7 protein-coding genes are annotated in these 7,041 nt (G+C 43.0%); all 7 read left to right on the top strand.

Features of this window, described 5'->3' with window-relative positions; translation table 11 throughout:
- Positions 1-10: 10 nt before the first annotated feature.
- The 7 genes from R7Q48_RS15000 to R7Q48_RS14970 all read left to right on the top strand — a co-directional run bounded on the left by R7Q48_RS15000 (position 11) and on the right by R7Q48_RS14970 (position 7,003).
- A complete protein-coding gene (locus R7Q48_RS15000) occupies positions 11-1,324 on the top strand; it encodes a TolC family outer membrane protein (protein WP_318132348.1) in 1,314 nt (437 codons plus the stop codon).
- Positions 1,317-1,937: an OmpA family protein gene (locus R7Q48_RS14995; RefSeq protein ID WP_318132347.1), complete on the top strand. Its 621-nt coding sequence runs from the start codon at positions 1,317-1,319 to the stop codon at positions 1,935-1,937. Before R7Q48_RS15000 ends, R7Q48_RS14995 begins: the two co-directional genes overlap by 8 nt.
- Entirely contained in the window at positions 1,927-2,769 is an 843-nt protein-coding gene (locus R7Q48_RS14990; protein ID WP_256903193.1) for a phosphate ABC transporter substrate-binding protein, read from the top strand. The genes R7Q48_RS14995 and R7Q48_RS14990 overlap by 11 nt, the downstream gene beginning before the upstream one ends.
- 178 nt (positions 2,770-2,947) lie before the next feature.
- Positions 2,948-3,721, top strand: a complete 774-nt coding sequence (locus R7Q48_RS14985) for a DeoR/GlpR family DNA-binding transcription regulator (RefSeq protein ID WP_213986797.1) — start codon at positions 2,948-2,950, stop codon at positions 3,719-3,721.
- 11 nt (positions 3,722-3,732) lie between these two features.
- Positions 3,733-4,773, top strand: a complete 1,041-nt coding sequence (locus tag R7Q48_RS14980) for an oxidoreductase (protein WP_005377752.1) — start codon at positions 3,733-3,735, stop codon at positions 4,771-4,773.
- Positions 4,770-5,240 carry a heme-degrading domain-containing protein gene (locus tag R7Q48_RS14975; protein ID WP_151514744.1) on the top strand — a complete coding sequence of 157 codons (471 nt, stop codon included), beginning with the start codon at positions 4,770-4,772 and terminating at the stop codon, positions 5,238-5,240. The genes R7Q48_RS14980 and R7Q48_RS14975 overlap by 4 nt, the downstream gene beginning before the upstream one ends.
- Before the next feature lie 185 nt (positions 5,241-5,425).
- Complete coding sequence (locus R7Q48_RS14970) at positions 5,426-7,003, top strand: sensor domain-containing diguanylate cyclase (protein WP_005389121.1); 1,578 nt, start codon at positions 5,426-5,428, stop codon at positions 7,001-7,003.
- Positions 7,004-7,041: the final 38 nt, after the last annotated feature.

Here is a 7,041-nt window from a genome sequence, read left to right as displayed (position 1 = left end):
AGGATATAAGATGCGGCTTAAATCAACGTTATCGGTCTTGTTTGCAGTATCATCGTCGCCAAACGCTTTGACTTTAGAAGAGTCAGTTACGTTATCTCTCGATAGCTCCCCCAGTTTGCTTGCTCGCTATTCTCGCTATGAGTCGATGGTACGAGACCGAAATGCCATAAATGGTTCATTTCTTCCTCAGGTTAATTTGTATGCAGCAGCAGGGTACGAAGGTACTCGATATAACAACGGAAACTACATCGACAGTGAAGATAGAACATTAGAAAGAACGGAGATGGGCGTAAGAATCTCCCAACTGTTATTTGATGGATTTAAAACAAGTGCTGATGTTGATCGCTTATCTTACGAGGCTGAAGCTGAACGCTTGGGCTTATTGGCATCTGCGGAAAATGTCGCATTAGATACTGTCAGAGCGTATGTGGATGTTTTACATGCCCGAGAGTTGATGAAACTGACAGAAAGAAACCTAAGTGAACACCAAGAGATCTACCGTTTCATTCTAGATAAAAAAGAAAAAGGTTTAACCAGCAACTCCGATTTAGCACAGGTTTCTTCGCGTGTCGCGACAACACAGTCCTCATTGATTGCCGCCCAAAACAATCTTTCCGATGCTAGAACAAGATTTGTACGTTTGGTTGGTCGAGCGCCGCAAAACTTAGTTGAGCCTGTTTACCCGCAGGAATTGCTTCCGAATAAGCTTGACGAAGCACTCAAACAAGCGGTTAGGCTGCACCCATCCATACAGTCAGCGATGAAAGATTTAGAGGCGGCTCGACATGAAGTAAAAAGAGAAAAGGGGGATTACTACCCAGAGCTCAAGCTTGAGCTGTCAGCCAACAAAACAGACAACGTGGATAATATTGAAGGCATTAACGAAGATGCTAAGGTTATGCTGACGGTCAACTACGATCTTTTTAACGGCTTTTCTACAGACTCCCGAGTGGAGTCATCCGCCTGGAGAGTTGAGGAGGCGAGGGCTATTCGAGCAAATGCAGAACTAGATGCGAATGAAGGTGTAAGGCTAGCATGGGACGCACATGCATTGCTTCAACAGCAAATGGAGTATTTAAAAGTCAACGTTGATGCGGCGAAAGTAACTGAATTAGGGTACATCCAGCAGTTCAATGTAGGGCGACGCAGTTTGTTAGATGTATTAGATGCCAAAGTTGAAACGTTTGTTGCGAGACGGAACTATACCCGAACAAAGTACGATCATTTGGTTGCCACTTACCGTTTATTCAACTCGATGGGGATTCTGACTTATGCGTTGCGAGTTGAGTATCCAGAGAACTGGAAGGAGAACAATAATGGATAAATTCGCAGTGACGAGTCTTCTAGTTTTTATGTTAGCAGGCTGTGCTGAATCACCAAATACGACGTTGACCACTTACCAGTACAACGACCTTAAAGACAATGATAGTGATGGCGTGATAAACCAACGAGATAACTGCGCAGATACGCCAAAAGGTGTCGTTGTTGACAGTGAAGGCTGTGCGAATTGGGTCAACGACTCGCAGACACACCTGATCAGTTTTTTCTTTGCGATGGATGAGCATCAGGTAACGCCATCTCATGATATGCCGCTCAGCGAGTTGAAAGCATTGCTTCAGAGTAACCCCAATACGCAAGTCATACTGATAGGAGACACAAGCCCTGAAGCGTCACTCGAATACAACAAAGCGTTGGCAAAGAAAAGGACGGCAGCTATACGAGAATTGCTAGTGAGAAACGGCATTCAAGACAATCGAATTGAAGAGCAAGAGTTTTATCAGAATACGGCATTGACGGTACAACTAAAAAAACGGGAAAGGCGCACAATTGCTGTTGTAAACACGAAAGCTGAAAGTACTGAACAAGCGTGGACTATATTTAGTTCGGACAGCGAGTTGACACCTAATTCGAAGTTGGAGTTGAATTATGAAAATTAAAGTATTGCCTTTCTTTACTCTAGCTTCATGTTTGATTTCACCGCTGGCATTTGCTGACTCTGAGGCTCGAACATCGATTTTTGTCGAACCAGAAATATTAGAAACGATAGAAACATTGATAGATGAGCCAAGTGTAAATGTAGCGCTTGCATCTCAGTCTGGTGGTTTTAACGACATGCTAAATGACGGAGCCTCTATTGCGATCACATCTAAGAAATGGTCAGATGAAAACATCTCCCGATTTCAACGAGAAAGAGGCCACAGGCCTACACGTTTGTTTTTAATGGCAAACGCTATTGTCGTAATCAATAGTCAAAAGAGTACGGTAGATAGTGTTTCCGTTAGCGAATTGAAACGCTGTGATGCAAATACGTATGCTTTCGGGGAGATGCGTTTAAGTAACCCAGATGTGAGCTCTAATGGTTGTCAATCATCGATTCAAATGCTTGATGAAGACCGATTGAAACGGGCTTTAAGCGACGACTTTTCAGCCAAAGCTTATATGCGATACTCCGATTTTAAATACTCAGAACAGTGGTCGAGCTACAAGGCTCTCTCTGTTCATCATAACGATGACTCATGCTCTTTGAGCACAGATTGCATCTATTCTCTTCGCTATCCATTTTCCGTGGTCTATTACGTTTATATAAATAAACAATTCGACACTAATCAGAAGATCAAAAAATCAAAGCTATTTGAACTCCTTACAACCGACCACAATACACAACAGGTACGAAATGCTGGGTTTATTCCACTACCAAAAGCGCTTATTAAAAGAAATAGAGTGAAGTTAGGGCTAGATGAGCCAGTTGTTTTAAACGGGTATAAATAAACTTCATACGCCTAACTATGTGGGCTTGAGTGAACGTACCGTCCTAGGAAGTTTTGCCTTGCTGCTCATTTATCTTTGGTTAACCTTTGGTCAATTGAGTTGGTTGTAAGTGGTTTTGTTGGTAATTTTTCTATTATTGTGGCAAGTTCACTTAAAATCACTTAAGTGAATTTAAGTTATGACACAAGAAGAAAGACTCGTAGCACTCAGAGCGAAGCTGGAGCAGCAAAACAAAGTAACGTTGTCTGAAGTTTGTGAGTACTTTGGTATCTCGCGAGATTCAGCTCGCCGAGACTTAGTTAAGTTGAGTCAGCAACCTGGGTTACAAAGAATACGAGGTGGTGTCATGCTTGCGCCGATCTCTTCCCATACCGAGGCATACGCGAGTCGACCCGTGAGTGACGTTAAACATCGACTGGCTCAAGCTGCCGCAGCGTTGTTGGATGAGCGCGACCATCTTGTTATTGATACCAGCACCATTTTGTCTCTGCTCCCACTCTATGCAGGAAAAGCGCATTGTGGAGAAAACAAGCTCAACGTCGTCACTAACAGCATTGATGTGCTGACCGCTGCTGAAACAAACGACACAATGGACGTTCATTTCTTAGGCGGACACTTTGACCCTTATGCCAGAGCAGTTTTGGGGGCGCAAGCAGAGCAGCAAATGCAGCATTATCACGTGAACAAAGCGTTCATTGGCGTGTGTGCATTGTCATCCCGAGGGCTGACAACAAATAGTTTGTTAGAAGCAACATTGAAACAAGCGATGATTGCTCAAGCTCAGCAGGTCATCGTCGTTTGTGAATCCCGAAAAATTGGTAGCGACAATTTCCACCACGTATGTGATTTGTCAAAGATCGACATCATTATTACCGATCATCCCCCTCAATCAGATTTTCAACAACTCCTCGATCACAATGATATTGAATGTATTGTTGTGTCACCGAAATAAGGAATCTTAGAATGGCTTACGATCCCGTAAAAACCGCTGTGATTGGTTACGGATATTCAGCAAAAACGTTTCATTTACCCTTCATTAAAGCGCTACCAAATTTAACGCTGAGCGCGATAAGCTCTCGTCAACAGGAGGCGGTTCAAAATGATTGGCCAGATGCTAAGTGGTTTTCTGATGCGAATACTTTACTCGATGATAGTGATGCAGAGCTCGTAATCATTACTGCGCCAAATGACGTACATTACGAACTTGCAAAGCGTGCGTTGAACAATGGGAAACACGTCATCGTCGAGAAACCGTTTGTTACTCGTATAGAAGACGGTAATGAACTTATCGCCTTGGCGGAAGAGAAAGGTCTGGTGCTGAGCGTTTTTCACAATAGACGTTGGGATGGAGATTTTCTCACGGTTAAATCTCTTATCGAACAAGGTAAGTTAGGTGATATAAAGCTATTCGAGTCACACTTTGACCGTTACCGCCCTGAAGTTCGTCAACGCTGGCGAGAGCTAGCCCAAGATGGTGGTGGTATTCTATTCGACCTTGCTCCTCATCTTCTCGATCAAGCATTGGTGTTGTTTGGCTTGCCAGATGCGATAGACGCACAATGTCGAATGATGCGCCCGGGTGCGACAACGATTGATTATTACAACTTGATACTTCATTACCCTGAGCATATTGTGCACTTGCATTCAAACTTGTATAGCCCAGAGCCGAATCTCCGCTACAAAGTATTGGGTACGGAAGCTAAATATGAAAAGTTCGGATTAGATCCTCAAGAGGGCTACTTAAAAGAAGGCCGTTTGCCGGAAAACGATGCTTGGTCGGAAGAAGATGAGGCGTTATACGGCGTCCGTTACGACGAAGACGGTGCGCAAACTATCAAAACGGAGAGAGGCGCGTACCAAGCTTACTTTGTTGGTGTGGCAGATGCCATTCGTTTGGGCACTGATAACCCAGTTCCTGCCGCTCAGGCAGTACAGAATATCGCTCTGATTGAGATGGCATTGGAAAGCAGTAAAACGGGTAAAACGATTCAGGTGAAACCATGAGTTTGACGCTTGAACTCGTGGCCCTGCAAGAGCATGAACTTCAGTTGGCGGAATTTAATCACCATATTGCGTGGTCTATCGGCCTCGCTCTAAAAGAAGAGGCTGAAGCTCGCGGCGCGGCTGTTGCTATTGAGGTTTACGGCTTTGGACAAACGCTATTTCAATACGCGATGGCAGGAACCTGTGCTGATCATTTAGATTGGGTCCGTAGGAAGCGAAACTCAGTATTAAGGTATGGCCACAGCTCTTACTATCTTTCTATGTACAACAAGCAAAAGCAACGTGATTTCGAAAATCAGCCTCATCTCGATGCTCGTGAGTACTGCGCTCATGGTGGCGCGTTCCCAATTCGGCTTTCTGGGTCTGGTTTGGTTGGGGTTGTGACGGTATCGGGTTTACCGCAGTTAGATGATCATCAGCTAGTTGTGGATATATTAAAAACGATGACAGAGACAAAACCCTCTTAAACGCCAAATATGAAAGTAGCACGGTTTCTTTATCGTGCTACTGAATTCTCTTTTTAGCTCATAAAGTGTTCTTTAATGTGAGCAAATATTAACATTGATCCCAACTTACTACCTGAAAATCAAATCAATTTCATATAACCTATACGCTCATTCATATAGAAAGCCTTCAAAGTTGGCCATTGGCAATGTCTTTTAGAAGAAAAGAAAAACTCAATCTTAGAAATCTTATTGTCACCCTATGTGTGTTCAGTGTGCTTGTCACTTTGATCAACGCATTCTACTCGATTTATCGTGTTCAAAGGGATCTCATCATCAATAACACGTTAGAATCAAACCGTGTTTACGCCCAAAAAATGTCTGAAATGACAGACTCTTTCATAGAAAGCTCAATGTCGCAGCTAAAATACAGTGCGAACGTGCTAAAAGACAAGATGCATGACGCTCAGCTTCTTGATAAAGAGGCTGAGAGATTAAGAACGCAAACCAAATCATTTAACTCTGTGGTTGTCGTTAATGCAAAAGGGGTTATTATTTCTGTATCCCCTGAAACACTTCAGGTGAAAGGTGTAAGGTTAGTGGGTGAAAGAAAACGCCAGTCTTTAAACGCTCAAGCACCGGTTGTTACTGAACCATTTATATCGCCAGCTGGAAATTACTTGTTAACCATCTCATACCCTATATTTTCTCAATCTAATGAATATTTAGGTTATATCGGCGGCACTATTTATCTAGAAAAAGAAAATATTCTTGCAGAGTTACTCAGCCAGCACGCATACAAAGATGGTTCTTTCCTTTACGTTGTCGATGAGAGTAACACTCTGATTTATCACCCAGATCAATCGAGAGTTGGTGAAGTAATCGACGATAATGAGGCAATCAAAGCGGTGACGATGGGGCAGAGCGGTAACAAAGAAATTGTTAACTCTCGCGGCGTCGAAATGCTTGCTGGTTATGCACCAGTAAAGTCATCAGGATGGGGAATTGTTGCTCAGCGCCCGAAATCGATGACGTTATCTGTGCTAGATGAACAGATGTGGAATGTTTTCCTTAAGTCGATTCCAATTGGTTTATTAACTTTGCTGCTAATTTGGTTCTTGTCCCTTCTTATTTCTAGACCACTTTGGCAGTTAGCTGGTGCTGTGCGAGGTGTCGAAGAACATTCATCATCTATCGATGATCTCAAACTGGTTAAGTCTTGGTATTTTGAGGTCTCACATTTGAAGCTTAGCTTTCTTAAAGCATTTGGTATCGTGTCAAAAACCATTGATAAGCTGCAACTGGATACATTAACAGATTCGATGACTGGATTATTGAATCGACGTGGATTAGATAAAGTTCTTGGTTTGTTTAAGCAGGAAAATACCGCGTTCTCTGTTTTGGCGCTAGATATTGACCACTTTAAGAGCGTAAACGATAACTATGGCCATGACGTGGGTGACAATTTACTTAGAGAGTTTGCGCAGTTAATGAAAGACCAAGCTCGCTCTAATGATCACCTGTGTCGTTCTGGCGGTGAAGAATTTATGATGTTTTTGGAAAAAACAGACGTAAACCACGCTATGGATGTTGCAGAGCGTATTAGACACAACGTGGAACAACATGACTTCCAGGTGGTTGGTAAAGTCACGGTTTCGTTGGGCGTTTCTCACTGGAAAGGCAATGACACACCAATTGAAGCGGTAATGAAAGACGCCGATAATGCACTTTATAAAGCGAAACATAATGGAAGAAATAGAACGGAGTTGGGTGACGACGCACAATAGATATTGCGCTTTATGCTGAACATAAAACGAGCCAGTGA

It is taken from the genome of Vibrio sp. 378 (genome assembly GCF_033339435.1).
Note: the sequence above shows the minus strand (reverse complement) of the source record. Positions and strands in the feature narration are given on the sequence as shown.